At 73.0% G+C, this 25,028-nt stretch carries 19 protein-coding genes and 1 pseudogene; 14 read left to right on the top strand and 6 right to left on the bottom strand.

Features of this window, described 5'->3' with window-relative positions; genetic code table 11:
• Positions 1-127: 127 nt before the first annotated feature.
• Entirely contained in the window at positions 128-1,042 is a 915-nt protein-coding gene (locus ACI1MP_RS33105) for a DUF4232 domain-containing protein (protein WP_404870272.1), read from the top strand.
• A gap of 96 nt (positions 1,043-1,138) precedes the next feature.
• On the opposite strand, the gene ACI1MP_RS33100 is transcribed toward ACI1MP_RS33105, so the two are convergent.
• Entirely contained in the window at positions 1,139-3,022 is a 1,884-nt protein-coding gene (locus ACI1MP_RS33100) for an amino acid transporter (protein ID WP_404870866.1), read from the bottom strand.
• Between the two features lie 515 nt (positions 3,023-3,537).
• Here ACI1MP_RS33100 and ACI1MP_RS33095 point away from each other — a divergent pair.
• The 3 genes from ACI1MP_RS33095 to ACI1MP_RS33085 all read left to right on the top strand — a co-directional run bounded on the left by ACI1MP_RS33095 (position 3,538) and on the right by ACI1MP_RS33085 (position 8,694).
• Positions 3,538-4,212 carry a response regulator transcription factor gene (locus tag ACI1MP_RS33095; RefSeq protein WP_043907951.1) on the top strand — a complete coding sequence of 225 codons (675 nt, stop codon included), beginning with the start codon at positions 3,538-3,540 and terminating at the stop codon, positions 4,210-4,212.
• Positions 4,213-4,327: 115 nt separating this feature from the next.
• Positions 4,328-8,044 carry a DUF4132 domain-containing protein gene (locus tag ACI1MP_RS33090; RefSeq protein WP_404870271.1) on the top strand — a complete coding sequence of 1,239 codons (3,717 nt, stop codon included), beginning with the start codon at positions 4,328-4,330 and terminating at the stop codon, positions 8,042-8,044.
• Positions 8,045-8,130: 86 nt separating this feature from the next.
• A complete protein-coding gene (locus tag ACI1MP_RS33085) occupies positions 8,131-8,694 on the top strand; it encodes a dihydrofolate reductase family protein (RefSeq protein ID WP_380337139.1) in 564 nt (187 codons plus the stop codon).
• A 41-nt stretch (positions 8,695-8,735) separates the two neighbouring features.
• On the opposite strand, the gene ACI1MP_RS33080 is transcribed toward ACI1MP_RS33085, so the two are convergent.
• A complete protein-coding gene (locus ACI1MP_RS33080) occupies positions 8,736-9,344 on the bottom strand; it encodes a DUF5134 domain-containing protein (RefSeq protein WP_380337136.1) in 609 nt (202 codons plus the stop codon).
• Between the two features lie 95 nt (positions 9,345-9,439).
• The gene (locus ACI1MP_RS33075) at positions 9,440-10,948 is read right to left on the bottom strand and encodes a tyrosinase family protein (RefSeq protein WP_380337133.1); all 1,509 of its coding nucleotides are present in this window, start codon (positions 10,946-10,948) and stop codon (positions 9,440-9,442) included.
• 440 nt (positions 10,949-11,388) lie between these two features.
• Between ACI1MP_RS33075 and ACI1MP_RS33070 the strand changes: the two genes are divergently transcribed.
• The 3 genes from ACI1MP_RS33070 to ACI1MP_RS33060 all read left to right on the top strand — a co-directional run bounded on the left by ACI1MP_RS33070 (position 11,389) and on the right by ACI1MP_RS33060 (position 14,286).
• Complete coding sequence (locus ACI1MP_RS33070; protein WP_404870865.1) at positions 11,389-12,246, top strand: amidohydrolase family protein; 858 nt, start codon at positions 11,389-11,391, stop codon at positions 12,244-12,246.
• Positions 12,247-12,334: 88 nt separating this feature from the next.
• On the top strand, positions 12,335-13,528 hold the full coding sequence (locus ACI1MP_RS33065; RefSeq protein ID WP_404870270.1) for a sensor histidine kinase: 1,194 nt from the start codon (positions 12,335-12,337) through the stop codon (positions 13,526-13,528).
• The gene (locus ACI1MP_RS33060; RefSeq protein WP_404870269.1) at positions 13,525-14,286 is read left to right on the top strand and encodes a response regulator; all 762 of its coding nucleotides are present in this window, start codon (positions 13,525-13,527) and stop codon (positions 14,284-14,286) included. Before ACI1MP_RS33065 ends, ACI1MP_RS33060 begins: the two co-directional genes overlap by 4 nt.
• A 39-nt stretch (positions 14,287-14,325) precedes the next feature.
• On the opposite strand, the gene ACI1MP_RS33055 is transcribed toward ACI1MP_RS33060, so the two are convergent.
• Positions 14,326-15,501, bottom strand: coding sequence for an alpha/beta hydrolase family protein (locus tag ACI1MP_RS33055; protein ID WP_404870268.1), 1,176 nt, complete (start codon positions 15,499-15,501; stop codon positions 14,326-14,328).
• A 234-nt stretch (positions 15,502-15,735) separates the two neighbouring features.
• On the opposite strand from ACI1MP_RS33055, the gene ACI1MP_RS33050 reads away from it, so the two are divergent.
• Positions 15,736-19,095, top strand: coding sequence for a DUF4132 domain-containing protein (locus ACI1MP_RS33050; protein ID WP_404870267.1), 3,360 nt, complete (start codon positions 15,736-15,738; stop codon positions 19,093-19,095).
• Positions 19,096-19,138: 43 nt separating this feature from the next.
• Here the strand turns inward: ACI1MP_RS33050 and ACI1MP_RS33045 are convergent, their stop codons facing one another.
• Positions 19,139-19,594: an NUDIX domain-containing protein gene (locus ACI1MP_RS33045; protein WP_404870266.1), complete on the bottom strand. Its 456-nt coding sequence runs from the start codon at positions 19,592-19,594 to the stop codon at positions 19,139-19,141.
• A gap of 278 nt (positions 19,595-19,872) precedes the next feature.
• On the opposite strand from ACI1MP_RS33045, the gene ACI1MP_RS33040 reads away from it, so the two are divergent.
• The 3 genes and pseudogenes from ACI1MP_RS33040 to ACI1MP_RS33030 form a co-directional block, all read left to right on the top strand.
• Positions 19,873-20,307, top strand: coding sequence for a MarR family winged helix-turn-helix transcriptional regulator (locus tag ACI1MP_RS33040; RefSeq protein WP_404870265.1), 435 nt, complete (start codon positions 19,873-19,875; stop codon positions 20,305-20,307).
• A complete protein-coding gene (locus tag ACI1MP_RS33035) occupies positions 20,304-20,765 on the top strand; it encodes a hypothetical protein (protein WP_380337115.1) in 462 nt (153 codons plus the stop codon). Before ACI1MP_RS33040 ends, ACI1MP_RS33035 begins: the two co-directional genes overlap by 4 nt.
• Before the next feature lie 366 nt (positions 20,766-21,131).
• Positions 21,132-21,727, top strand: a pseudogene (locus tag ACI1MP_RS33030) (transposase family protein); the annotation flags it as partial.
• 91 nt (positions 21,728-21,818) lie between these two features.
• On the opposite strand, the gene ACI1MP_RS33025 reads toward ACI1MP_RS33030, so the two are convergent.
• Positions 21,819-22,742: an NAD(P)-dependent oxidoreductase gene (locus tag ACI1MP_RS33025; RefSeq protein WP_404870264.1), complete on the bottom strand. Its 924-nt coding sequence runs from the start codon at positions 22,740-22,742 to the stop codon at positions 21,819-21,821.
• A 98-nt stretch (positions 22,743-22,840) separates the two neighbouring features.
• Here ACI1MP_RS33025 and ACI1MP_RS33020 point away from each other — a divergent pair, with 98 nt between their 5' ends.
• The 3 genes from ACI1MP_RS33020 to ACI1MP_RS33010 all read left to right on the top strand — a co-directional run bounded on the left by ACI1MP_RS33020 (position 22,841) and on the right by ACI1MP_RS33010 (position 24,945).
• Positions 22,841-23,185 carry a winged helix-turn-helix transcriptional regulator gene (locus ACI1MP_RS33020; RefSeq protein WP_404870263.1) on the top strand — a complete coding sequence of 115 codons (345 nt, stop codon included), beginning with the start codon at positions 22,841-22,843 and terminating at the stop codon, positions 23,183-23,185.
• Positions 23,186-23,335: 150 nt separating this feature from the next.
• Positions 23,336-24,298 (top strand): quinone oxidoreductase family protein, encoded by a 963-nt coding sequence (locus tag ACI1MP_RS33015; RefSeq protein ID WP_380337107.1) that lies wholly within the window; start codon positions 23,336-23,338, stop codon positions 24,296-24,298.
• Between the two features lie 56 nt (positions 24,299-24,354).
• Positions 24,355-24,945, top strand: coding sequence for a TetR/AcrR family transcriptional regulator (locus ACI1MP_RS33010; RefSeq protein ID WP_387995131.1), 591 nt, complete (start codon positions 24,355-24,357; stop codon positions 24,943-24,945).
• Positions 24,946-25,028 lie beyond the last annotated feature (83 nt).

Raw genomic sequence — 25,028 nt, 5'->3', positions numbered from 1 at the left:
GTGAACCGACGACCGCGAACCGCTTGCGAGCGCCGACGGTCGTGAACCGACGACCGTTGCAGGGCTGTTGCCCGCACTGTGAGCCGGGTCACGGACCGGCCGGCCCGCGGCGTGATCGACTCGTCGGATGTCTGCTTCCGCCGTGCGCCCCGCCGTCACCGTCACCGCTCTCACCGTCGTCGCCGCCGCACTGCTCGCGGGGTGCGGGTCGGTGACGACCGCCGGCGGCGGGGCGGCCGGGCCGTCGGCGAGTGCGGGGCCGTGCGGGGTGCCGCTGGAGCGCCCGCTGGAGGGGTGGGTCCGGGACGAGGTGCGGATCGTCTCGGTGAACGACGCCTGCGCCGAGTTCGAGGTGACCAACGCGGGGAGCGAGGCCGCGGACTTCTCGGTGCTGTTCGGGTGGACGGGTGTCGACCAGCGGCTGGACACCAGCCCGACCGGCACCGTGACGGCGGTGCCGCCCGGCGCGACCGTCCGCGGCCGGATCGAGGTGGGCGCCCCGAAGCGCGCGGACGGGTCCCGGCCGCCGATCGTCCCGAGCGTGAAGATCTCCCGGGTGCGCAGCGTGCCGACGGCCGAGGCGCCGTCGAAGGGCGGGCCCTGTCCGGCGTCCGGGGTGCGGCTGTACGCGGACCAGGGCGACGCGGCGATGGGACTGCGGGTGGTGGGCCTGCACCTGGTGAACTGCGGGACGTCGCCGGTGACGGTGGACGGCTACCCGCAGGTGCAGGCGCTGGACGAGAAGCACCGGGCGGTGGACTCGCTGCAGGTGTTGAAGGGCGGCGCGGCGATCGCCACGGGCACCGGGGCGGACACGCCGCCGCAGCGGATCGTGCTGAGGACCGGCGAGGGGGCGCGGTCCGCGGTGGTGTGGCGCAACACCAACGACAACGTCGCCTCGGACCCGGTGAACGCCCCGTACCTGCGGGTGCGGGCGACGCCCGACGCGGCACCGGTGACGGTGACCCCGGAGCTGGACCTCGGCACCACCGGCCGCCTCGGCGTGGGTGCGTGGACCCGGGAGGACGTCCCGCAGTCCTGAGCGACTCCCCGCACGGAAACGGAAAACGCTTTCCGAGGCACACCCGGAAAGCGTTTTCCCACTTCGATTGCCCCTGAACGGACGCCCGAACAGGTCCTAGCCGACGTGCACCCGCGGCCGCCGCGCCCGGTCGGGTTCGGCCTCGCGCAGCACCTCGCGGGTGACGGGGGCGACCTCGCCCTGGCCGAACAGGAAGAACCGCAGGAACTGGGCGAACGGGCTGCCCTCGGTCCACTCGAAGTAGATGTGCGGGAGCTGGCCGGTGGTGTCGCGGACGTGCAGCAGTATCGCGGCGAGCGCGTTCGGCACGCTGGAGTGTTCGAGCGTCAGTACCCGGTAGCGGTCGTGCAGCACCTCGCCGCGGACCTTCAGTTCGGCCTCGAAGTCGGACGGGTCGAGCACCGTGACCTCGACGAACACCAGGTCGTCCTCGACCGGGATGTCGTTGTCGGCGCGGATCTGGTGCACCTTGTCGCGGTACTCGGCGAGGTCGCGGGTGGCGGGCTTGGTGGCGATGAAACGGATCGTGCGGTGCGCGGTGTCCCGCACGAAGCGTTCCGCGACCTCGTCCAACTGCACGTCGGTGACCCGCAGTTCGAAGGCGCGGGCGAGCCGGGAGGCGAGCGAGACCAGCACGATGCCGGCGATGAAGCAGGCGCCGATCTTCACGCCGTCGGGGCGTTCGGCGATGTTGATGACGGTGGTGTAGACGAACACCGCGGCGATGATCGCGAAGCCGATGGTCCACCGGTGCTGCCGGGCGGCCCGGGCGGCGATGGTGACGGCGATCGCCGCGGAGGTGATCAGCACCAGCACGCCGGTGGCGTACGCGCCGCCCTGCTTGTCGACGTTGGCGTCGAACAGCCAGGTGACCAGGAAGGCGATCGCAGTGAGCACCAGCACCATCGGGCGCACCGCGCGGGCCCAGTGCGGGGCCATGCCGTAGCGCGGCAGGTAGCGGGGCATCAGGTTGAGCAGGCCCGCCATCGCGGACGCGCCGGCGAACCACAGGATGGCGATGGTGGACAGGTCGTAGACCGAGCCGAAGGCGTTGCCCAGGTAGTGGTGGGCCAGGTAGGCGAGGGCGCGGCCGTTCGCGGGGCCGCCGGCCTTGAAGTCGTCGGCGGGGATCAGCAGCGTGGTGATGAAGCTGGTGGTGATCAGGAAGCAGCTCATGATCACGGCTGCGGTGGTGAGCAGCTTGCGGGCGCCGCGGATGCGTCCGGTGGGCCGGTCCTCGGTGTCGTCGGGGTCGCCCTCGATGTGCGGCATCACGGCGACGCCGGTCTCGAAGCCGGACAGGCCGAGCGCGAGCTTGGGGAAGACCACCAGGGCGACGCCGATCATCGCGATCGGGTTGCCGTGTTCCATGCTGAGCGCGTGCGCCCAGTCGGTGATCACCGACGATGCGGTGACGACGTGCCACAGGCCGACCGCCACCACCACCACGTTCAGCGTCAGGTAGACCGCGACCAGGACGACCGCGACGCCGATCGCCTCGCTGAAGCCCTTCAGGAAGACCGCGCCGAGCAGGGCGACCAGCAGGAGCGTGATCAGCACCTGGTGGCCGCTGAGCGCCTTGGTCAGGTGCGGGTTCTCCACCAGGTGGGCGGTGGCGTCGGCGGCGGACAGCGTGATGGTGATCAGGAAGTCGGTGGCGGCGAAGCCGAGCAGCGCCAGGACGAACAGCTTGCCCTTCCAGAACGACAGCAGCCGTTCCAGCATCGCGATGGAGCCTTCGCCGTGCGGGCTCTCCTGGGCGACCCGCCGGTAGACGGGCAGTGCGCCGAGCAGGGTGACGGCGACCAGCACGATGGTGGCGATCGGGGAGAGCAGGCCGGCGGCGAGCGCCGCGATGCCGGGCTGGTAGCCGAGGGTGGAGAAGTAGTCCAGGCCGGTCAGGCACATCACCCGCCACCAGCGCTGCCCGTGCTGCTGGTCGGTGGCCTGGGCGTGCGGGCCGGGGTGCTGCTTGGCCATGTCCGACAGGCCCTCCAGCAGCCAGGCCCGCAGGCGCTGTCGCGCCGAGCCGGCGTCCGCGGGGGCGGAATCGACCACTGTCTTGCTCCTGTCGCGAGGTCGGGAGCCCCGGGCCGCCGGATGCTCCGGCCCACCGGGCGGACTCCCACGTCAATGTAGGTCACCTCCGCCACCGTCCAGGGCAGGCTGGATCGTAACGTCCCCCATCTGCGCAGGTCGGCAGCGGTCCCGGCGGCTTGACGTCCCGTTGGGGTGGCGTTGGGCTGCTGTTTGCCCGGCCGGTCGGGCACGAAGCGGTGCGGGCCCGACGGCTCCTCCCGTCGACCTGCCGGACGAAGCCGCAGTCGTTCGAGCACGTCCGGACGATGGCTGTCAAGGGCCGACCGGCCCCGGTCCGGGGACGGTCGGAGGCGGAGGGCCCTGTCGGCCTGCGGGTAGCGTTTGGCAGACTGCAGGGTGTCTGCGTCCGGACGCCGGTCCGGACGTCCGCGATTTGCGCGAGGAGAGTTGCTGCCATGTCCGAGGGTTCGGCACCGATCAGGGTGTTCCTGCTGGACGACCACGAGGTGGTCCGCCGCGGGGTGCACGACCTGCTGGACTCCGAGCCGGACCTGGACGTGGTCGGCGAGGCCGGCACCGTCGAACAGGCGCTGGCCCGGGTGCCGGCGCTGCGTCCGGACGTCGCGGTGCTCGACATGCGGCTGCCCGACGGCGACGGCGTCTCGGTGTGCCGGGAGTTGCGTTCACGGATGCCGCAACTCGCCTGCCTGATGCTCACCTCGTTCGACGACGAGGAGGCGCTGCTCGACTCGATCATGGCGGGCGCGGCCGGCTACGTGCTCAAGCAGATCAGCGGCACCGACCTGGTCACCGCGATCCGCACCGTCGCCTCCGGTCAGTCCATGCTCGACCCGGGCGCGGCGACCCGGCTGATGGCCCGCCTGCGCGGCGAGGCCCCCGCGCCCGCCCCCGACTTCCCCAACCTGACCGAGCGGGAGCGGGAGATCCTCGCCCTGATCGGCGAGGGCCTGACCAACCGGCAGATCGGCGAGCGGGTGTTCCTCGCCGAGAAGACCGTCAAGAACCACATCTCCCGACTGCTGGCCAAGCTCGGCGTCGAGCGCCGGGTGCAGGCCGCGGTGATCGCCACCCAGACGCTGAGCGCGCACTCCTCCGAGCGCGGCGCCTGATCGCGGGACGGTCCCGTTCCGGGGCCGGTGGTGTCGGGGCCGCTCGTTAGGGTTCCCCCGGGTGGCCGGCCGACCGTGGCGGCCGCCCGTAAGCCATCGGTTGTCTGGAGGAACAGTGCGGCGCTGGGAACTGGTCGGGGACGGTTCGGCGAAGTTCTGGGAGGCGGGGGCCAACGGCGCGTCCGTGCAGGTCCGCTACGGCCGGATCGGCACCGCGGGACGCGTCCAGGTCAAGGAACTCGCGGACCCGGCCGCCGCCGAGGCGCACCTGGCGAAGCAGATCGCCGAGAAGGAGCGCAAGGGCTACCGGGAGACGGGAGTTGCCGCCGCTCCAACGGCAGCCCCGGTCACTGCCACGGCAGCAGGCGCCCAGGCCCGCCTGGGCTCGCCGACCGTTGGTGAGCCCGCGCAGCCCTTCGAAGGCACCCGCGAGGACGCGCCCGAACGCACGCCCGAAGACGCGCCCGAAGGCACCGTCCAGGACGCCGAGTTCGCCGAACTACCGGACGAGGACGCCTTCGTGCTGCCCGAGTCCTGGTACCCGCTGGTGGTGCCGCGCCGCGGTGGCGGGGTGCCCGCGGGGCCGGCCCGGCCGCTGGTGGACGCGGCGGCGGCCGAGGAGTTGGAGTCGCTGCGGATCGCCAAGAACGAGACCTGGATCGAGCGGGTGCTCGACGACCCCAACTCCGAGCGGTACCTGGTGCGGGCCGCCCGCGCGTACCTGCGCGGGATGCCCGACCCGATCGGGGCGGCGGCGGTCGCGGCGATGCTGCGCGAAACCTGGCAGAAGGGCGGGATCCAGCAGGTCCTGGACTCCTGGATCGCCCGGTTCGGGCTGGGTTTCGCGGCCCGCGCCGCGGTGGCGTCCTTCGAGTTCGACTCGGGTTGCGCCCGGCCGAACCACCACCGGATCGGGCTGATCTCGGAGGGGTCGGGCCGCCGGGAGCTGCGCGGGGCGGAGTTCGGATTCGTGCTGGCGCAGGGGGTGCGGCAGGCGCTGGCGCTCGCCGACGAGCCCGAATACCGCTCCGTGCTGGCCGAGTTGACGGCGATCCGGACCCGGCGGGATCGCCGGGCGGCGACCGCCTTCCTGGCCCCGGAGGCGCCGGGCTGGGTGGACGAGTGTCTGGCCGAGCTGCCGACGTTCGGGAAGGTCAGTGAGGTTTCGTACGCGCAGCTGGTGCACTCGATCGGCACGGCGGAGCAGGTCGCGTGGATCGCGCAGCACCCGCTCCGCTCCTGGATGGACTGGCCACCGAGCCAACTGCCCACGCTGGCCGATGCGGTGGGCGCCGCGTGCGTGCCGCTGTTCGAGCGCGCCCTGGACACCCAGTACGACCACGACAAGGTCCGTCAACTCGCACTCCAGATCGCCGAGTTCCCCGGCGACGAGGCGTTCCGGCTGCTGCTCGACCGGATCGCCGTCCGGCACGTCCGGCCCGGTCTGCTGCACGCGATGCGTCGCTACCCGGTGCGTGCGGTACGGCTGTTGGCGGAGTTCGTCCGGCAGCACACCGGCCCGGAGGCGGCGAGCGCACGGCAGCTGCTGGTCAGTCAGGTCGGCGCGCTCCGGCCGCAGTTGCCCGCCGTCCTCGCCCGACTCGACGCCGACACCGCCGAGTTCGTCGCCGCGCTGGACGTCACGCAGCAGCAGCTGCCGGAGGCCGGCACGAGCACGCTGCCGGAGCTGCTGACCTCGCCGCCGTGGTCCCGTCCGCGTCCCGTCCGCAAGCCGAAGGTGCTGGCCGGGATCACCGCCGACGACACCGCCCAACTGCTGTGGAAGGACGGCGAGTCGGAGCAGTGGCAGGAGGGCAGGTCGGCCCCGTGGTCGTCCTTCGGTCCGGGCTTCGACTGGGCCGCCGAGGCGAGGAGCCGTCTGACGGAGGCCGGCGGCCTCTGGTACGGCGCGGAGCTGCTGGCGCACGGCCCCGAGGAGATCGTGGGCCAGTACCTGGCGGGCTGGCGGCCCGGCGAGTACTGGAACGCGGCGGAGTCGCTGCGCCCGGTGGTGGCCAGGTTCGGTCTGGCCGCGCTGCCGCTGCTGCGCGACGGGGCGGCTGCCCAGCCGGGCCACGTGGTGCCGCTGCTGCTGCCGTTCCGTGACGCCACCGTGGCGGCGGTGATGGCGGATGCCCTGGTCCGGCTCAAGTCGCACCGGGCGACGGCCCGTTCGTGGTTCGTCCGGCACGGCCTGGCGGGTGCGCTGCTGCTGGTGCCGAACGCGGTCGGCCGGGCGGGCCGGGCGCGGTCGGCCGCGGAGAGCGCGCTGCGGCTGGTCGCGGCGGAGCAGGGCGCGGACGCGCTGCTCGCGGCGGTGCAGGAGCGTTACGGCGAGGCGGTGGCGGCCGTGGTCGCGGAGGCGCTGAGCGCGGACCCGCTGGTCAACGCGCTGCCCGCGCGGATGCCGGAGTTCCCGGACTGGCTGCTGCTCGGTGCGCTGCCGCAGCTGGTGCTGCGCTCGGGCGAGGCGCTGCCGCGGTCGGCGGTGCGCCAGGTGGTGACCATGATGACGCTGTCGAAGCTGCGCGACCCGTATCCGGGGCTGCCGCTGGTGGCGGAGCTGCTCCGGCCGGAATCGGCGGCCGCGTTCGCCTGGACGCTGTTCGAGGAGTGGCGGCAGGCGGGCATGCCGGCGGCGGACAGTTGGGCGCTGTACGTGCTGGGCGAGTGGGGCGACGACGGGACGGCGCGCCGACTGGCGCCGGTGCTGCGCGAGTGGCCGGGCGCGGGTGCGCACCACCGGGCGGTGGAGGGCCTGGACGTGCTGGCGGCGATCGGCAGCGACGTCGCGCTGCTGCAGTTGCACGGCGTCGCGCAGCGGGTGAAGTTCAAGGCGCTGAAGTTGCGGGCGCAGGAGAAGGTCGCCGAGATCGCCGAGGCGCGCGGTCTGACGGCCGATCAGCTCGGCGACCGGCTGGTGCCGGACCTGGGGCTGGACGCCGACGGCACGACGGTCGTCGACTACGGGGCGCGGACGTTCACGGTCGGGTTCGACGAGCAGCTGCGTCCGTTCGTGCTGGACGCGGCCGGCAAGCGCCGCACGGATCTGCCCGCGCCCGGCGCCGCCGACGACCCGCAGCTCGCGCCGGTCGAGCGCAAGCGCTTCGCCGCGCTGAAGAAGGACGTCCGGACGCTGGCGGCCGACCGGCTGAACCGCCTGGAGGCCGCGATGCTCGCCGGGCGGACCTGGACGGCGGCCGAGTTCCGCACCCTGCTGGTCGACCACCCGCTGCTCCGGCACCTGGTCCGACGACTGGTCTGGACGACTGCGGAAACCGCTTTCCGCGTCACCGAGGACCGCACCTTCACCGACGTCCACGACGCGGCGTTCACGCTGCCCGAGGACGCCGCGGTCCGGCTCGCCCACCCGCTGCACCTCGGTGCCGACCTGGCCGCCTGGACCGAGCTGTTCGCCCGCCACGAGCTCCGCCAGCCGTTCCGTCAGCTGGCCCGTCCGGTGGTCGCGTTGACGGCGGAGGAGGCGGCCGGGCACCGGCTGCACCGCTTCGAGGGGGCGAAGGTTCCGGTGGGCCGGCTGCTGGGCCTGACCAAGCGCGGCTGGCAGCGCGGCACGCCCGAGGACGCGGGGGTGGAGCGCTGGTTCCACAAGCCGCTGCCGGACGGCCGGCACCTGGTGCTCGACCTCGACCCGGGCATCTACGTGGGCGCGGTGGCCGAGTTCGCCGAGCAGACCTTCCGCGTGGTGTTCGTGGACACCCGGGCCTACGACTACCGGGCGAGCCGCGAGTACCGCGAGCGGTTCGCGGACCTGGACGCCGTCACCGCCTCCGAACTCCTCGCCGACCTGGAGGAACTGACGGCCGACTGAGAACCCCTCCGGGGACCGCCACGAGCCTCCCGGTCCGGCGGTCGGGCGGGTCGTACGGTGGGAGGCGGCACCGAGGAGGGCTTCCGATGCGCAGCGTGATCTGCTCGATGGGCGTCTCGCTCGACGGCTATGTCGCCGGGCCGGACGGCGAGTTCGGCTGGACGGCGCCCGACGATGAGCTGTTCCGCTTCGTCACCGACGAGATTCGCGGGGTCGCCGTCTACCTGCTCGGACGGCGGCTGTACGAGACGATGCTGTACTGGGAGACCGCCGGTCGGGATCCGTCGCTCGACGCCCCGAGGCGGGAGTGGGCCGCGCTCTGGAATGCGCTCCCCAAGGTGGTCTTCTCGACCACCTTGTCGTCGGTCCGGGGCAACGCCCGCCTGGCCACCGGGGGCTTGGCCGAGGAGATCAGGCGGTGGCGGGCCGAGCCGGGGCCGGGCGAGATCGCGATCGGCGGCCCGACGCTCGCCGTGCAGGCGGCCGAGTCGGGCCTGATCGACGAGTACCGCGCCAGGGTCCACCCGGTGCTGGTCGGCGGCGGCACCCCGTTCTTCCCTCGGGACGGGCACCGAGTGGATCTGGACCTCGTCGAGACCCGCACCTTCCCCTCGAAGGTCGTCAACCTCCGCTACCGCGTGCGGCGTTGAATCCCTGGGCGGTCGGGCCGCCGCCGCCCGGGAAGCCGGGGTCAGCTCATGCCGACCAGCATGTAGAACATGCCGATGGCCATCACCGTGCGCCGCGCCGAGACCAGTCGGAGCGGGGCGAGCGGCCCGGGTCCGCGGTCAGGGGCCGGATACCGGCCTGCGGTCGGACGGGGCAGCAGGAGGGAGGCGACTCCGACGGCGGCGTACGCCAGGAAGTACGCGGCCAGCAGGAACAGCGTCCAGGCCGGCACCGCGGCGTGGACCGCCTCGTGGACACCGCTGCCGCCGGTGTGGCGGTGCTTCGGCGCCACGGCCAGGGCGGCCATCGCGGACGCGCCGACGACGTGGTGGGCGTAGTGCGCCCGGGCCCCGGGCGACGCCGGGTCGCCGTCGTGGTGACGCCCGGGGCGGGCCGGGCGTCGGCGGGCCGGCCAGGCCGCGGACGCGGCGAGCAGGGCCGCCCACAGGCCCGGCGGCAGGGGGTCGAACGCCGGTGCCATCATCGCGACCACCGCGAGCGCCATCACGATCTCGGCCGCCTCCAGTCGGCGGTCCGCGCATCGGCCGCCCGCGATGCCGGACACGCCGTGCAGCACGCACCAGCCGGTCAGGACGATCAGCAGGGCGGTGGCGATCACAGGTTCTCGCACCGGAACCTCCCTTCCGCAGCCGCGCCACCGCCACCGAACCCGGTACCGGAAGCAGCACCACCGGCGCCGGCCGCGCCACCGCCACCGCCACCGGGCTACGCGTCCTGCACCAGCAGCCGCGCGTTGACGGTCGGGTTGCCGGCCTGGGCGAGCGGGAACGCGGTGCCGATCTCCTCGGGGTGCCCGGGCACGTCGATGCGGACGGACAGCTTCCGGTCCTGGAGTTGTTCCTGCGGCATCCGGAAATCGAGGTTGATGATGCCGTGCTTCACGCAGGTCGGACACTTCCGCGGGGTCTTCGGCTGGAAGAAGTAGCGCTTCGCGACCGGCTCGCCGTCGGCGAGCAGCGTCACGAAGAACGACCCCGGAATGTTCAGCCGGTCGATGCCCTTCACCCGCACCGACACCGGGTCGGCGCTGCGGAACGCGAAGGGGCTGGCGGCGTCGGTGCTTCCGGTCAGGTTCTCCATGACGCTCTCCGCGGGGCCGGGGGCGGGGACGTCCAGCCGGTCGTACGAGACGGTGGTCTCGATCGTCTGGTCGGCCGTCGTGGTGAACGGCGGCAGGGCGTTGAACGGCGCGGTGAGCCAGCCGGTGTCGGTCCCCAGGGTGGACCGGAAGCCGGTCAGCGTGGTCGCCTGGGCGCGGGTCTGCCAGCTCAGCCAGAGGCGGTCGATGTTGCAGTGGAAGAACCAGAACACCGGGTCGAACGACGCGACGTTCTGGTCGGCCATCGTCGGCCCGATCGAGCCGTGGCCGCCGTCGTGGGCCTGGATCGAGAAGTCCTGGTACCCGTTCACGTTGTACGCGCCCCAGAGCGACTGGGTCAACGAGGTGGTGATGTCGTCCAGCACCCCGAAGTCCTTCACGTTCTGGGTGATGGTCGCGACGGAGAACCGCTGGGTGGTGTACGGGAAGTACCCGGTGACGGGCTGCGGCGTCGCGGTGGCACCGGGGTCGGCCGGCAGGACGTACTGGTCGAGCGGCGGGTGCTGGAGCCGGTCCGGCAGGTCGGTCGTGATGTCCCAGTAGGGGAGCGTCACCGTCTCGCAGCCCGGGACGGAGCGCAGCGCGTCCTCGAACTCGATCAGGTACTGGCGGTGCCAGGGGTTGAACCGGTCCTCGTGGTGCAGGCACCAGCTCTGCGGGAGACCGTGCTGCCCGGCCAGCACGAAGTAGCTGTCCGCCGCCGACGGGTCGCGGGCCATCAGGCCGCTGAACGCGGTCTTCAGCAGCGTGAACTCGGCGTCGGTCAGTGTAGTGACGTCCTTGCGCAGCCTGGTCGGGGCCGGTCCGCCCCCCGTGGAGCCGCCGCCCGTCGCCGTACCGAGCGGCATGCCGTTGACGATCCAGTTCTTGAACGTCTGGGAGCGTTCGGCGCTCCACTGCCCGGCCTGGTCCGGGGGCATCTGCGGGTTCGGCGAGGAAGTCTGCGCGAGGATGGCGAGCGCGTTCTTCTTCACCCCGTCGTAGGTTCCGAGCTCGATCCCCTTGGCGGCCATGTGGGAGACGTCCTCGGGCCGGAAGTAGAAGCGGATGTCCGCCAGATAGGTGGGCGCTGCGACGACCTGGTCGGGGGTCGAGTTTCCTGGGGTCGTGGTCATGCTTCCTCCGCTGGGCTCCGAACGGGAGTGACGAGGCCGGCTGCGCGGTGCAGCCGTCGGGGCGGTCGCATCAGTCGCTCCGGGTGGCCGAGCACTCGACGAGGTGGCTGCGCGATCGACGCACACGCTCCATGGTCGAAGGGTCCGCGGCCGCCTGCCAGGCAGGCTGGGCCGCCCAGGGTGCGGCCGGACGGAGGAACGCCCGCCGGCGGAGCGGGAGCGGAGGTGGGAGCCGAGAACGGAGGGCGGACGCGGGCGGGAACCGGGAGCGGCATACGCTGATCCGGTTTCGCGCGTTTCGCTCGGTCCGCACGTTCAGGAGAGAGGCAGTTCAGGTGAGTTCACCCCGCCGGCCGCACAGTGTCGAGCCCCCGAACGAGGAGTCCGGCGAGGAGTTCCCCGAGAAGCCTGGCGAGGGGTTCCGCGCGGAGGCGGACGAGGTGCGCCGGTTCTGGGGCGGGCTCGGGCTGCCCGGGCTGATCGACGTGCACACCCATTTCATGCCGGAGCGGGTGCTGCGCAAGGTGTGGGAGTACTTCGACGCCAACGGGCCGCTGGTCGGCGGACTGGCCTGGCCGATCACCTACCGCACCGAGGAGGCCGAACGCACCTCCGTACTGCGGGACTTCGGTGTCCTGGCGTTCACCTCGATGCTCTACCCGCACAAGCCGGGCATGGCCCGGTGGCTGAACGACTGGGCCGTCGACTTCGCCCGCCGCACGCCGGACTGCCTGCACACGGCCACGCTGTACCCCGAGCCGGACACCGATGAGTACGTCCGGGCGGCGCTCGACGCGGGCGCCCGGGTGTTCAAGGCCCACGTGCAGGTCGGCGACTACGACCCGGCGGACGAGCAACTGCACTCGGCGTGGGGGATGTTGGCGGAGGCGGGCGTCCCGGTGGTGATGCACTGCGGTTCCGGGCCGGCGCCCGGCCGGTTCACCGGGCCCGAGTCCGCCGCCCGGGTGCTCGCCCGGCACCCCCGACTGCGGCTGATCGTCGCCCACTTGGGCATGCCCGAGTACGACGAGTTCCTGGACCTGGCCGAGCGGTACCCGCAGGTGCACCTCGACACCACCATGGCGTTCACCGACTTCACCGAGAGCTTCATGCCCTTCCCCCGGCGGGCGCTGCCCCGGCTCGCCGACCTCGGCGACCGCATCCTGCTCGGCACCGACTTCCCGAACATCCCCTACCCGTACCTGCATCAACTCCGGGCCCTGGAAAGGCTGGACCTCGGATCCGACTGGCTGCGGGCGGTCTGCCACCACAACGCCGCGAAGCTGTTCGGCCGCTGACCGCCCGCACCCCGGCACCGCCGTCCGCCTGCGGGTGTCCGCCCACGGGCGGACGCCCGGCGGCGGCGGAGATCACTACCATCGCCGCATGGATCGGGACGTGCCGCGCGCGCCGTGGCTGAGGCGACTGCCGTCGGGGGTCTGGACGGCGCTGGCCTGGTGCGCCGCCGGGCAGTTGGCCCTGCTGCTCTTCATGTCGACGACGTTCGAGCTGGCCCCGCCGCTCGGACTCCGGCACCCGCCCTCCGTGGCGGGCCTCGCCCTGCGGGCGGCCCTGGCCGTGGTGCTCGCGCTGCCGGTCTGCTGGGCCAGGCGGTGGCCGACGCAGGTGTTCGGGGTGCTGCTGGCCGAGGCGGCGGTCGTCCTGCTGCTCGGTGAGCGGACCTGGCCGCTGTTCATGGCGATGGACGTCCTGATCGGCTACCTCGCGGCGGTCCGCCCGGGTCGGGTCTCCATTCCCGCGGGCCTCGCCGAATTCGCCTTCTGGCTGGTCGATTTGGCGATAACGAGGCGCGGCGCGGTGACGACCGGCGACGTCGTGAGCAGCGCCGCGGCGTTCGCTGCCGGCATCGCGATTCCGTGGGCGATCGGCAACTCGGTCCACCAGCAACGCCGTTACAGCAGCGACCTGCGCGCGTACGCCGCCCGTCAGGCGATCACGGTCGAACGGCTGCGGATCGCCCGGGAGTTGCACGACGTGGTGGCGCACAGCATCGGCGTGATCGCGATCCAGGCCGGTGCGGCGAGCATGGTGCTCGACGTGGAGCCGGCCGGGGCCCGCCGGGCGCTGGACGCCATCGACGCCACCAGCCGGGAGACGCTGGCCGGTCTGCGCCGGATGCTCGTCTCGCTGCGGCACGCCGAGACCGGCGCCGACGATCCCTCGATCGCCGTGCCGCTCGCCGGACTTGAGGCCGTCGACCGGCTGGCGGCGACGATGGCGCAGGCCGGCGTCGAGGTCGACGTACAGTGGCGGGGACGGGCGCGCCCGCTGCCGCCCGAGATCGACCTGGCCGCCTTCCGGATCGTCCAGGAGTCGGTCACCAATGTGCTCCGGCATGCCGGCGCCGACCGCTGCGAGGTGCACATCGCCTACCACGAGGAGGAGTTGGCCATCGACGTGATCGACGAGGGCCACGGCCGCGCGCCCGACCGCCGCACCGGCGGCACCGGGTACGGCATCGCCGGGATGCGCGAGCGGGTCGCCCTGCTGGACGGCCGCTTCAGCGCCGGCTCCCGCCCCGAGGGCGGCTTCCGGGTCGCCGCGAGGCTGCCCGTATGACGGCCACCGACCGAACTGCCGCCGGCCGGACCGCCACTGTCCGAACCGCCGCCGACCTGACGCCCGGTGACCGCGCAACGGCCGACGGCGTCGGCTCGGCGATCCGGGTGCTGCTCGCCGACGACCAGGAGTTGGTGCGCGCCGGGCTGGGCATGGCGATCGGCCACTCCCCCGGCCTGGAGCTCGTCGGTGAGGCGGCCACCGGCGCCGAGGCCGTCCAACGGGCCGCCGAGGTCCGCCCGGACGTCGTGGTGATGGACATTCGGATGCCCGGCACGGACGGGATCGAGGCCACCGGGCTGCTCACCGCGGGCGCGGCCGGCCCGGTGCCCCGGGTGCTGATCCTGACCACCTTCGACGACGACGAGAACGTCTACGCCGCGCTGCGGGCCGGTGCGAGCGGCTTCCTGGTCAAGGACATGGCGCTGGCGGAGATCCTCGCGGCGATCCGGGTGGTCGCGGCCGGCGACGCCCTGATCGCCCCGAGCGTCACCCGGCGCCTGATCGCCGACCTCACCGCCCGGCCCGCACCGGTCGCGCCGAAGCGCCGCCTCCCGGGCGTCACCGAACGCGAGCGCGAGGTCCTGGTCCTGGTCGGTCGCGGTCTGTCCAATGCCGAGATCGCCGAGCAGCTGTTCATCGCCCCCGCCACCGCCAAGACCCATGTCGCCCGGCTGCTGGCCAAGTTGGACGCCCGCGACCGCGTCCATCTCGTCATCGCCGCCTACGACGCGGGCCTGGTGTCCCCGTCCGGCTGAACCCGCCCGGACGGGGGCACCGGCCACCGATCGCGTGCGCTACGGGAGTTGGACGGTGACCTCCGGCATGTCCGGGGACGGCCCGTCGAACAGCGGCTCGGGCTTCCCCTTCAACTGCTGGTCGAAGAAGGCGCCGAGGTACGTCCGGGTGATCTCCACGCCGCGCACGGGGTCGATCGCTCCGGGCTTGGCGGGGATGCCCACGGCCCGGGCGAGTACCAGCAGGTCGCTGAAGGTGCCGTGCTCGCCTCCGACGACGGTGAGCCGGCGCTTCCAGCCGTCCAGCGCGGCCCAGGCGTCGTCCCAGCTGGGGTCCGTGCCCGGAGTCTCGCCGGGCTGGGCGCCGAACAGCAGGAACGGCCGCCCGCCCAGGCCGGTGGCCGGGACCGGCGCGAAGAAGGTGCCGTCCATGTTCACCCCCGCCTGCACCCGGGGGTCGGCGGCCATCGTCACGGCGGCGGCGTCACCCCCGATCGAGTGCCCGGCCATGCCGATCCGGTGGCGGTCGATCAGCCGGGCGTGCGCCCACGGCGACCGTTCCGACGTCAACTGGTCGATGACGAACGAGGCGTCCTTCGCCCGGCTCTCGGCGATGGCCGCCGGACCGCCCGTCGGCGGACGGTCGCAGATGGCGCATTCGAGCGTCCGGCCGTCCGGGAAGGTGACACCGGTGGACTCGTAGGTGTGGTCGATCAGCGCGACCACGTACCCGCGGCCGGCCAGGTCCTCGGCGATGCCGGAGAACGCGGCCCGCGGGAACGTGAAGCCGGGCGAGAGCAGCACCAGCGGGAACCGGCCGCCCACCGGGCGGGCGTCCGCCCGCGCCCAGGTGCCCGTGCCGGCCATCGTCTCGGGCGGAATGCCCGATCCCGGGGCCTTCGCCGCCAGGAACAGCCGGGCCTCCTCGGTGGTCATGTAGGGCGCGGGCGTCCCGCTCCCGGCCCGGGCCGGGTAGTACATCGACACCATCAGCTGCCGGGCTCCCGCCGACGGCACCCAGGGGTCCTGGCGGTTCCGGTCGACGAGGTGCAGCAGGTCGCGTCCGACCGCGTACGGCCCGGTCGGACGGGGCAGCGAGACGACGGAGCCTACCGATGCCGGGGCCGCGGCCGACGGCGGCGCGGCGGTGGCGAAAGCAGGGGCCGCGGCGACGATCGGCAGCGGCAGGACGAAGGCGAGCGCGGCGGTCACGGCCGCGCGGCGAAGACTGGTCATGTCCTTGAACCTAGGCTGCGCGCACGCCACTTGACGTCTGCTCGGGAGCGGAGCGCCGGGTCCGCTCCCGGACGGATCCGGCCTCCGCCGCCGGGCGGACCGCGCCCTGCGCCCAGGAGCAGGGCCGGGCTGTCGGCGCGGCTGACTAATGTCTCCCGCAACAGTTCGTCCGACCCACTGCGCCTCCGAACCGCCGCTCGGGACGCCGGCCGGTCGGGTGGGTCAGGAGGACCGGTGCAGAACGTCGACGCCGCTGAACGGCAGCTCGGTTGTGGCGAGGAGTCGCCGTTCGACGAGGACTTCGTGATGCCCGCGTCGTGGCGCCCGCTGGTGCTGCCCAGGCGCGGCGGCAGCGTCGCGTCGGTGGCGGACCTGCCGGGCCCCGAGGCGGTCGCCGCCGAGGACGCCCTGATCGCGGAGCATCGGGAGGCGATCGAGCGGGTGCTCGCGACCGGCTCCCACGATCCGGAGCTGGTGGCCGCCGCCCGGGCGTACCTCGCCGGTGCGGCCGACCCGTTGGGGGCGGCCGTGCTGCCGCGGCTGCTGCCGCCCGGCGAGTGGTGGGGCGACGGGCGGTGGGCCGACCTGGTCGACGCGTGGACGGCCCGGCACGGCCTGGCGTTCGCGGTGCACGCGGCCGTCCTGGCGCTGGACGTGACGCGGTGCAGCGCAACGGAGTTCGGGGACCTGGTCCGGCAGGACGTGCTGCGGGAGCACTACCACGCCGTCCCCGACGAGTACGGCCTGGTCCGCTGGGCGCGCCACCTGCTGACGATCGCCGACGAGCCCGCGTACCTGGCGGCCCGCGCCACGCTGGAGGCGCTGCGCACCACGCCCGGCCGCCGTGTCCTGGCCGCCCACCTGCTGCCGGACGTCACCGAGTGGGTGGACGACTGCCTGGCCGAGGAGCCGACGTACGACCACGCGGGCCCGGTCCTCCGGACGCTGCTGCTGGCCGCGCTCGGCAGCCGGGCCCAGCTCGACCGGCTCGGGCACCGCCCGACGGTGACGTGGCGGGCCTGGACCACCAGCACCGTCGCCACCCTCGCCGACGGCCTGGGCAACGCGTGCGTTCCGCTGCTCGCCGCCGTGTCGGATCCGTCGGAGAACACCCTGTGGATGCACGAACGCGCGGAATTCCTGCTGGAGTTCCGCACGGACGAGGCGTTCCGGGCGCTGCTGGCCGGCCTGGAGATCCGGCAGGTCGCCCCCGTCCTGCAGGAAGCGCTGCGCCGCGACCCGGTGCGCGGGGCGCGCCTGTTGGCCTCGGCCGCCTGGGGCGGCGGCGAAGCCGCCCGGCAGACCCTCGACCGGCACCTGCGGGTCTCGTCGGCCCGACTCCCCGAGATCCTCGCCCAACTCGACTCCCCCACCGCCCGGTTCGTCCGCTCCCTGGACGGCGCGCAGCCGCTCGTACCGACCGCCGCACCGGCCGCGCTGCCCGAACTGCTGGTCTCCCCACCGTGGACGCGCCCGCGCCGAGCCCGCAAGCCGGCGGTGATCACCGGTCTCCCGCTCGACGAGTCTCGTCAACTGCTGTGGCGGGAAGGCGAACAGGAGGCCTGGGCGGACACCCGGCACTTCGACGACTGGTGGAGCTACGGCGAGGACACCGACTGGGCGGCCGAGGCGGCAAAGGGTCTGGAACCCCAAGGCCTGTGGTACTCCTGCCGATTGCTGCACCAGGGCCCGGTGGAGGTGCTGGCCCCGCTGGTCGCCGCCTGGCGTCCGCGCCGCTTCAACCTGGGCCTGGAGTACCTGCGGCCGGTGCTCGGCAAGTACGGCCCCGCCGCCGTGCCGATGGCCCTGCACGCGGCCCGCTCCAGCCCGGCCACCATGTCTCCGCTGCTGCTGCCGCTGCTCGACATCGAGGCGGCCCGACTGCTGGCCGCCGGCCTGACCCGCCTCAAGTCCGTTCGGGCGACGGCACGTTCGTGGTTCGCCCGGCACGGCGTGGCGGGCGCGCTGCTGCTGGTCCCGGACGCCCTCGCCAAGCCGGGCCGGGACCGGGCGGCCGCCGAGGCGGCACTGCGCCTGGTGGCCGCGCCCGACGACGGCGAGGCGCTGCTGCGGGCCGTGGCCGAGCGGTACGGCGCGGCGGCGTCGGCGGCGATCGGCGCGATGCTGGCGGTGGACCCGCTGGAGAGCGCCCTGCCCGCACGGCTGCCGCAGGACCCCGAGTGGCTGGAGCCCGTCGCGTTGCCGCAACTGCTGCTGGCGGGCGCGGAGGCGGCGCTGCCGGAGTCGGCGGTGCGTCATGTGGTGGTGATGGCGGCCCTGGGCAGGCCCGACGCCCCCTACCCGGGTCTCGCCACCGTCGCCCACGCCTGCCGTCCCGACAGCCTCCCGGCCTTCGCCTGGGCGCTGTTCGAGGAGTGGCGGCGGGCCGGCCTGCCCGCCTCGGACAGCTGGACGCTCACCCTGCTCGGCGAGTGGGGCGACGACGGGACCGCCTGCCGGCTGGCCGCCGTCCTGCGCGAATGGCCCGGCCAGGGCGCGCACCGACGGGCCGTGGAGGGGCTGGACGTCCTCGCCGCGATCGGCACCGATACCGCGCTCCGCCAACTGCACCTGCTGGCCCAGCGGGTGAAGTACGGCGCGCTCAGGGCCCGGGCGGCCGAGAAGATCGCCGAGGTCGCCGAACACCTGGGCCTGACGGCCGATCAACTCGCCGACCGCCTGGTTCCCGACCTCGGCCTGTCCGCGGACGGCACCACCGTCATCGACTACGGCTCGCGCACCTTCACCGTCGGCTTCGACGAGCAGCTCCACCCGTTCGTCCTCGCCGCGGACGGCAGCCACCTCAGGGATCTCCCTGCACTCGGTGCCAAGGACGACCCGCAGCTCGCATCCGCCGAACGGAAACGTTTCACCGCCCTGAAGAAGGACGTCCGCGCCCTCGCCGCCGACCAGAGCCACCGGCTCGAAGCCGCGATGCTCACCGGCCGGACCTGGACCGCCGCCGAGTTCCGCGACCTTCTCGTCGCCCACCCGCTGCTCTCGCACCTCGTCCGCCGCCTCGTCTGGACCACCACGGAAACCGCTTTCCGCATCGCCGGGGACCGCACCTTCGCCGACCTCCACGGCCACGCCTTCACCCTCCCCGACGACGCCGGCGTCCGCCTCCCCCACCCCCTCCACCTCGCCGAGGACCTCCCCGGCTGGACCGAGCTCTTCGCGGACTGCGAACTCAGCCAGCCCTTCCCCCAACTCGCCCGCCCCGTTCGCACTTTGACCCCCGGCGAAGCAGCCGGCCACCGACTCCACCGCCACGAGAACCGCACCGTCCCCGTCGGCGCCCTCCTCGGCCTGGTGAAGCGCGGCTGGCAGCGCAACGGCGCCTCCGACAACGGCGTCGAATCCTCGCTCTCGAAGTCGCTGCCGGGCGGCCGATGGCTGTCCGTCACCCTGGACCCCGGCTACAGCGTCCCGGTGACGGCCGATTCCCCCGAACAGACCGTGCAGGAGGTCTGGCTGGGCACCCGCCCGGGCGACTGCTTCCCCAGCGCCGCCCAGCACCACCGCTTCGCCGACCTCGATGCCGTCACCGCGTCCGAACTGCTCGCCGACCTGGAGCAGTTGACCGCCTCCTGAACCCGAACCGGCCCACCCTCGGACGTGAGGGTGGGCCGACACCTCAGGGCTGCCGCTGACGGTGGATCAGTTCCCGGTGCGACTCCTGCAGGCCCTCGGGGAGGTCGTCCGGCGAGAACCACCGAGCCTCCAGGATCTCGAACGACTCGACCTCGATCCGTCCACCGACCAGCAGCGCCTCGTACGCGACTTCGAGGCGCAGCTTGAACCCGCTCTTCAGGTACGCCAGTTCACCCACCTTCACGGTGAGCCCGGTCTCCTCCCGAACCTCCCGGACGACCGTCTCCTCGAAGCTCTCCCCCTTGTTCGCATAGCCGCTCGGCAGCCCCCACTGCCGCCCCTCCGGCCACAACCGGTGCTTCAGCAGCAGCACCCGGCCTTCGTCGTCACGCACGATCCCGGTGACCCCGACCATGAACTTCGCGTGCCACACCCACAGCACCCGCCACTGCATCGGCCCCCGGATGATCCGCCAGAGCTTCACGGCGACCTTCTTCATGGCCTCACCCTTCGTCGATGTCCCGCCCACCGGCCGCGAACGCGAAAACACCCACGATCCCGCACCGGACGCCTGCGACGCCAAGCGGACCGGCGCCGCCGCCTCCACCGGCTCGAACGTCCGGCGTTCCGACCGGGCAGGTTCGCCGTGCCGCTCTCCGCTCCGAGCACCTGGCGGAGCGCGGGACCGGTGCACCTGGCGGAGCGTGGGACCGGCGCGCCGGGCGACGCCGAGAACATTTTGCCACTAAGTACTCCGATATCGTAATATTCGAAACCGTGAAGTCCGAATCCGAATCATCAAGCGAGTCGGCGCTGCTGGCCTTGCAGCGCGCGACCCATGCCACCCTGCAGCTGATCGCCGCCGAACTCGTCGACCTCGATCTGACCGCCTCCGAGATCAATGCGCTGGCCAACCTCGCCGACGGCCGGGGCCGCACCGTCTCCCAGCTGGGGGCCGCGGTCGGCACCCGCCCGACGACGCTCACCGGCGTGCTGGACCGGTTGGAGCGCCGCGGCCACATCACCCGCGGCACCCGCACCGGCGACCGCCGCTCGGTGCTCGTCGAACTGACCGACTCCGGGCGCGCGACGGCCGCCGCCATCACCCGGACGCTGGCGGCCATCGAGAACCGCGCGATGGACGGCCTGCCCGCCGAAGCAGTCGCCGGTTTCCACGCCGTTCTGGACGCGCTGGTCAAGGTGGGCTCATGACCACGCACACCCACGGCCCGCACTCCGGCCACGACGCGAACAGCACGGAGACCGAGCCCTCACCGTTCGCCGAGTTGATGGGCGAGACGATGGCGACCGCCGAGCGGTTCGGGCACCGCCAGCACATCCGGCTGACCTGGCTGGCCGTCCGACGCTACGGCACCAGTGCGGCTGTCGACCTGGTCAGCGACGGCATCCGGCGCACCGCCCGCTACGCGGGCGTACCGCAGAAGTACAACGCCACCGTCAGCCGGGCCTGGGTCGAACTCGTGGGCCACCACGCCGGGCAGTCGGCCACCGCCGACTTCGACGCCTTCGTCGAGCAGCACCCCGCGCTGCTCGACAAGAAGCTACTCACCCGCTTCTACCGCTCGTCGACGCTGGCGGGCGACCCGGCCAGAACCGGCTGGGTCGAACCGGATCTCGCTCCGTTTCCCTGGCGGCAAGCCGGCCGGTGAGTCCCGGCGCGACTGTTCCCGCACCCCGCTCCCACCCCGGTGACCGACGCGAACGCCACTGGGGAGCACCCGTCGACGGGACCGCCCACCCGGCCTCCGCGCTCACGTCCCGACCTGCTCCGGGTCGCGCAGCGGCCGGAGCCCGCCTGGCACGTCCGGCATCGGGAACGAGCGCCGGCCACGCCTGCCGCGTTCCTGCAGTCCGCCGACCACGCCGGCGAGTCGGCGCCACTGGAAACCGGGCGCCGAATGAGCCTTTTCAGGGCGGCCACCGATCAGGTGCTCCCGGGCGAGAAAGTACCGGCAGGGCTCCCCGGCAGTTGAGTGAGGTATCCGACGTCTCAACTCTGCTGCCGAGGAGCCCTGATGGTTACCTGTCCTGCCGCACTGGACCTGCCGCACGCGGTCGTCCAGTGGGTCACCATGCCGATCGTCACCCAGGAGGGTGAGCGGCGCCGCAAGCTCCGACCGTCCCAGCGAGCGCCGGTCGCGCCGGTGCACCTGCGCAAGCGCTACACGCCCGCGCAGACCGCGGACGGCTTCCGCATCAGCGTCGGCACCGCCCACGCCCACCAGGTCACCGGGCCTCCTCGCCCGCAAGGCCCCGGGCCCCGCGCGAGGCCGACCCCGAGTACGTCCTGGTCGACGGCACCCTCGTGGAGTGCGACCGTCTCGGCGACGGCCGTGCCCACTGTTCGGGCAAGCACCGTCGCCACGGGATGAACCACCAGATCATCACCGGCCCGACCGGAAGGCTGGTGTGGATCCCCCGTGCCCTGCCCGGGCGCACCCACGACCTGACCGCCGCCCGCACCCACCGCATCGTGAAGACCTGCATCCGACTCCAGATCCCGGCCCCGGCCGACATCGCGCACACCGGCGCGGGCGGAACCTTCGAACTCGGCATCACACAGCAATCGTTGAACCGGGCCCACGCCCGGCTCCGCCACCCGGTCGAACGCCTCACTCTTGAGCTCCAACGCTGAAATAGCTCAATGATTCCTTCAGCCCGGAAGCCGGTCCGCCGACGAGTTCGCACGCCGGTCGGGCCGGTCAGCGCAGCAGGAGGTCGATCACGCCCGTGAGGTCCTCGTCCGCACTGCCTTCGGCCAGGCGGCGGCGCATCAGGTCGAAGTAGGGGGTGAGGAGTTCGGGGCTGACCCCCTGCTGTTCGGCGGTGTCCAGGAAGGTCGGGGTGCCGGCGACCTGCATGGCGAGGGTGGAGACGACGCCGGTGGTGTAGTCGCCGGTGCGGAGCTGGTCGGCGGTGCGGTGGACGGAGGGGGCCATCGCGGTGAGCCAGTCGGCGAGGAGCGGGGCGAGGGTGGCGGGGTCGATGTTCTCCTTGCGGATCAGGGCGAAGGCGTGCGCGGCGCCGGCGAGCATGCCGTACATGGCGCTGAGCAGGGCGATGTCGTGCAGGGCGGCGAAGCCCGCGTCCTCGCCGACGTAGGCAGTGGCGAGGGGGACGGCGAGGGTGGAGCGGTGACGGTCGAACAGGTCCTGCGAGCCGCTGTAGAAGACGTAGCCACCGGCCTGCGGGACGCCGACCATCGGGGGGACGGCCATGATGCCGCCGTCGAGGTAGCGGGCCCCGCGCTCGCGGGCCCACTCGGCGCGGGCGCGGGCCTGGGCGGGGGTGCTGGTGGTCAGGTTGACCACGTCCCGGCCGGTCAGGTCGATCCCGGTGTCGGTCGCGCTCTCGCCCAGGACGTCGCCGATCGAGGCGTCGTCCAGCAGGCAGAGCACGATCAGGGTGTTCGCGGCGACCGCCTCCGCCGCCGTCCCGGCAACCGTCGCCCCTTCGCCGACAAGGGCCTCGGCGCGCGCCGCGGTGCGGTTCCAGACGGTGAGCGGGTGGCCGGCGGCGAGCCAGGTGCGGGCCAGCGCGGTGCCCATCGTGCCGAGGCCCAGCAGGGCGACGGGAGTCCTCTCGACAGCGTGGGCGGTGTCGATCTCAATGGTGTTCTGTGCCATGCGGATTAGGCTGGTCCACGGCCCGAAGGTGATCAAGTACGCACTTCGCAGTGGGTGGTTACCCCGGGGTGAGTGAGCACGTCGGAAGGGGTGGGAGCATGGCGACGCTGAACCGGCCGGGCACGGCGGAGGGACACGTCTGCGGGATCGACACCGCGATGGAGGTGATCGGCGGCCGGTGGAAGGTCCTGATCCTGTGGGCACTGCACGAGCAACCGTGCCGCCGCTTCGGGGAGTTGCGCCGACTGCTCCCCGGGATCACCGAGAAGGTGCTGGCCTCCCACCTCCGCGAACTCGAGGCCGACGGCGTCGTGCGCCGCGTCTCCTACGACGAGGTCCCGCCCCGCGTCGAGTACTCGCTCACCGAGGACGGCCTCCGCCTCAACGACGCACTCCAACCACTGGCCACCTGGGCCCGCGAACGCCAGTCCCGCCAGGCATAGGGCCACCCCGCCGGATCGGCGCACGTCACCTCGCCCCGGCCGCCGAGCCGCGAGACGACGCGGGATTTCTGGACTTGTTGGTCCATTTTCACCTCCCTAACGTACGGACTGCGCCCGGAACAGCGGGCCTCCACAGGAAGGTGTCATCCCATGCATGCGATTCGTATCGAGGAGCACGGCGGCCCCGAGGTCATGCGCTGGACCGAGCTGCCGGATCCGGTGCCCGGCACCGGGGAGGTGCTGGTGCGGTTGGGGGCGGCGGGCGTCAACTACATGGATGCCGGTGCACGGGCGTCGGGCGGGCCGGGGTGGGCGGCGCCGGTGGTGTTGGGGGCCGAGGGGATGGGGTACGTGACGGCTCTCGGTGCGGATGTGACGGAGTTCGCCGTCGGCGACCGGGTGGCGTGGTTCTACCACCCGGGCAGCTACGCCGAGTTGCTGGCGGTTCCGGCGACGTCGCTGGTGAAGGTGCCCGACGGAGTGTCGGACGAGGTGGCCGGCGGTCTGCTGATGCAGGGTCTGACGGCGAGTCACCTGAGCACCGAGACGTACCCGATCGGGCCGGGCGACACGGCGGTGGTCCACGCGGCGGCCGGCGGGGTGGGCCAGTTGCTCACCCAACTGGTGAAGGCCCGTGGCGGGTCGGTGATCGGGCTGGTCTCCCGGGCGGACAAGGCGGCGGTGGCCAAGGAGGTCGGCGCGGACCACGTGCTGGTGCACTCCGGCGCCGGATTCGAGGACCGGGTGCGGGAACTCACCGGCGGACGGGGGGCCGACGTGGTCTACGACGGCGGCGGCGCGGACACCTTCCGCTCCTCCCAGCTGGCGCTGCGCACCCACGGCGTGCACGCGTACTACGGGCCGTTCATGGGTGTGCCGACGCTGCGGCCCACCGATCTGCCCAACAGCATCCTGCTGACCTACCCGGTGGTGCACCATCACGTCGCCACCCGCGAGGCGCTGGTCCGGCGGGCCGGCGAGGTGTTCGACCTGGTGCGGAGCGGGCAGCTGACGCTGCGGGTCACCGGCCGCTACCCGCTCGCCGAGGCCGCCCGAGCCCACGCCGACATCGAATCGCGCCGCACCACCGGCAAGTTGGTCCTCGTGCCCTGACAGACTGGCACCGGAGTCCGGGCGGGTTCCGGACGACGTCGACGGCTGGAGGATCCATGACGTTGACCCGCAAGGGCCTCGCGACCAGGCAGCGCATCGTCGACGGTGCGGCCGAGCAGATCCGTGAGCACGGGGTGTTCGCGGTGCGCCTGGAGGACGTGATGGCCCGCACCTCGACCAGCAAGAGCCAGCTCTTCCACTACTTCCCCGGCGGCAAGGACGATCTGCTGCTCGCCGTGGCCCGGCACGAGGCGGACCGGGTGATCGAGGACCAGCAGCCCGAACTGGGCTCGCTCACCTCCTGGGACGCCTGGCACCGGTGGCGCGACAAGGTCCTGGCCCGCTACCGCACCCAGGGCAGCGACTGCCCTCTGCACACCGCCCTGGCCCAGCTCGGCGGCGTCACGGACGCCACCCGGTCGGTGGCCCGCGAACTGCTCGCCCGGTGGCAGCGCCAACTCGCCGACGGCATCCGCCGGATGCAGTCCGACGGGGCGATCGCCCCGCACCTGGACGCCGACCGCGAGGCCGCGGCGCTACTGGCGGGCGTCCAGGGCGGCGTGCTGATCCTGATGACCACCGGCGACTCCACCCACCTGGAGGCCGCCCTCGACACCGCCCTGGCCCGCCTCCGCGAATCCCGCTGAGCCGGACGCCGCCCTCGACACCACCCTCGTCGGCCCGCCCGGGCAGTCTCCGGCGAGGACATCGGCAACGCCGTCCGGGCGAG

It is taken from the genome of Kitasatospora griseola (assembly GCF_044999035.1).
Lineage (GTDB): Bacteria > Actinomycetota > Actinomycetes > Streptomycetales > Streptomycetaceae > Kitasatospora > Kitasatospora griseola.
Note: the sequence above shows the minus strand (reverse complement) of the source record. Positions and strands in the feature narration are given on the sequence as shown.

What these genes read in the sequence shown, in the direction of transcription:
- ACI1MP_RS33075 (WP_380337133.1), bottom strand. Translation starts at nt 10,948, where the DNA reads ATGACCACGACCCCAGGAAACTCGACCCCCGACCAGGTCGTCGCAGCG.
- ACI1MP_RS33065 (WP_404870270.1), top strand. Translation starts at nt 12,335, where the DNA reads ATGGATCGGGACGTGCCGCGCGCGCCGTGGCTGAGGCGACTGCCGTCG.
- ACI1MP_RS33045 (WP_404870266.1), bottom strand. Translation starts at nt 19,594, where the DNA reads ATGAAGAAGGTCGCCGTGAAGCTCTGGCGGATCATCCGGGGGCCGATG.
- ACI1MP_RS33100 (WP_404870866.1), bottom strand. Translation starts at nt 3,022, where the DNA reads ATGGCCAAGCAGCACCCCGGCCCGCACGCCCAGGCCACCGACCAGCAG.
- ACI1MP_RS33035 (WP_380337115.1), top strand. Translation starts at nt 20,304, where the DNA reads ATGACCACGCACACCCACGGCCCGCACTCCGGCCACGACGCGAACAGC.
- ACI1MP_RS33105 (WP_404870272.1), top strand. Translation starts at nt 128, where the DNA reads ATGTCTGCTTCCGCCGTGCGCCCCGCCGTCACCGTCACCGCTCTCACC.
- ACI1MP_RS33015 (WP_380337107.1), top strand. Translation starts at nt 23,336, where the DNA reads ATGCATGCGATTCGTATCGAGGAGCACGGCGGCCCCGAGGTCATGCGC.
- ACI1MP_RS33095 (WP_043907951.1), top strand. Translation starts at nt 3,538, where the DNA reads ATGTCCGAGGGTTCGGCACCGATCAGGGTGTTCCTGCTGGACGACCAC.
- ACI1MP_RS33025 (WP_404870264.1), bottom strand. Translation starts at nt 22,742, where the DNA reads ATGGCACAGAACACCATTGAGATCGACACCGCCCACGCTGTCGAGAGG.
- ACI1MP_RS33060 (WP_404870269.1), top strand. Translation starts at nt 13,525, where the DNA reads ATGACGGCCACCGACCGAACTGCCGCCGGCCGGACCGCCACTGTCCGA.
- ACI1MP_RS33055 (WP_404870268.1), bottom strand. Translation starts at nt 15,501, where the DNA reads ATGACCAGTCTTCGCCGCGCGGCCGTGACCGCCGCGCTCGCCTTCGTC.
- ACI1MP_RS33020 (WP_404870263.1), top strand. Translation starts at nt 22,841, where the DNA reads ATGGCGACGCTGAACCGGCCGGGCACGGCGGAGGGACACGTCTGCGGG.
- ACI1MP_RS33085 (WP_380337139.1), top strand. Translation starts at nt 8,131, where the DNA reads ATGCGCAGCGTGATCTGCTCGATGGGCGTCTCGCTCGACGGCTATGTC.
- ACI1MP_RS33010 (WP_387995131.1), top strand. Translation starts at nt 24,355, where the DNA reads ATGACGTTGACCCGCAAGGGCCTCGCGACCAGGCAGCGCATCGTCGAC.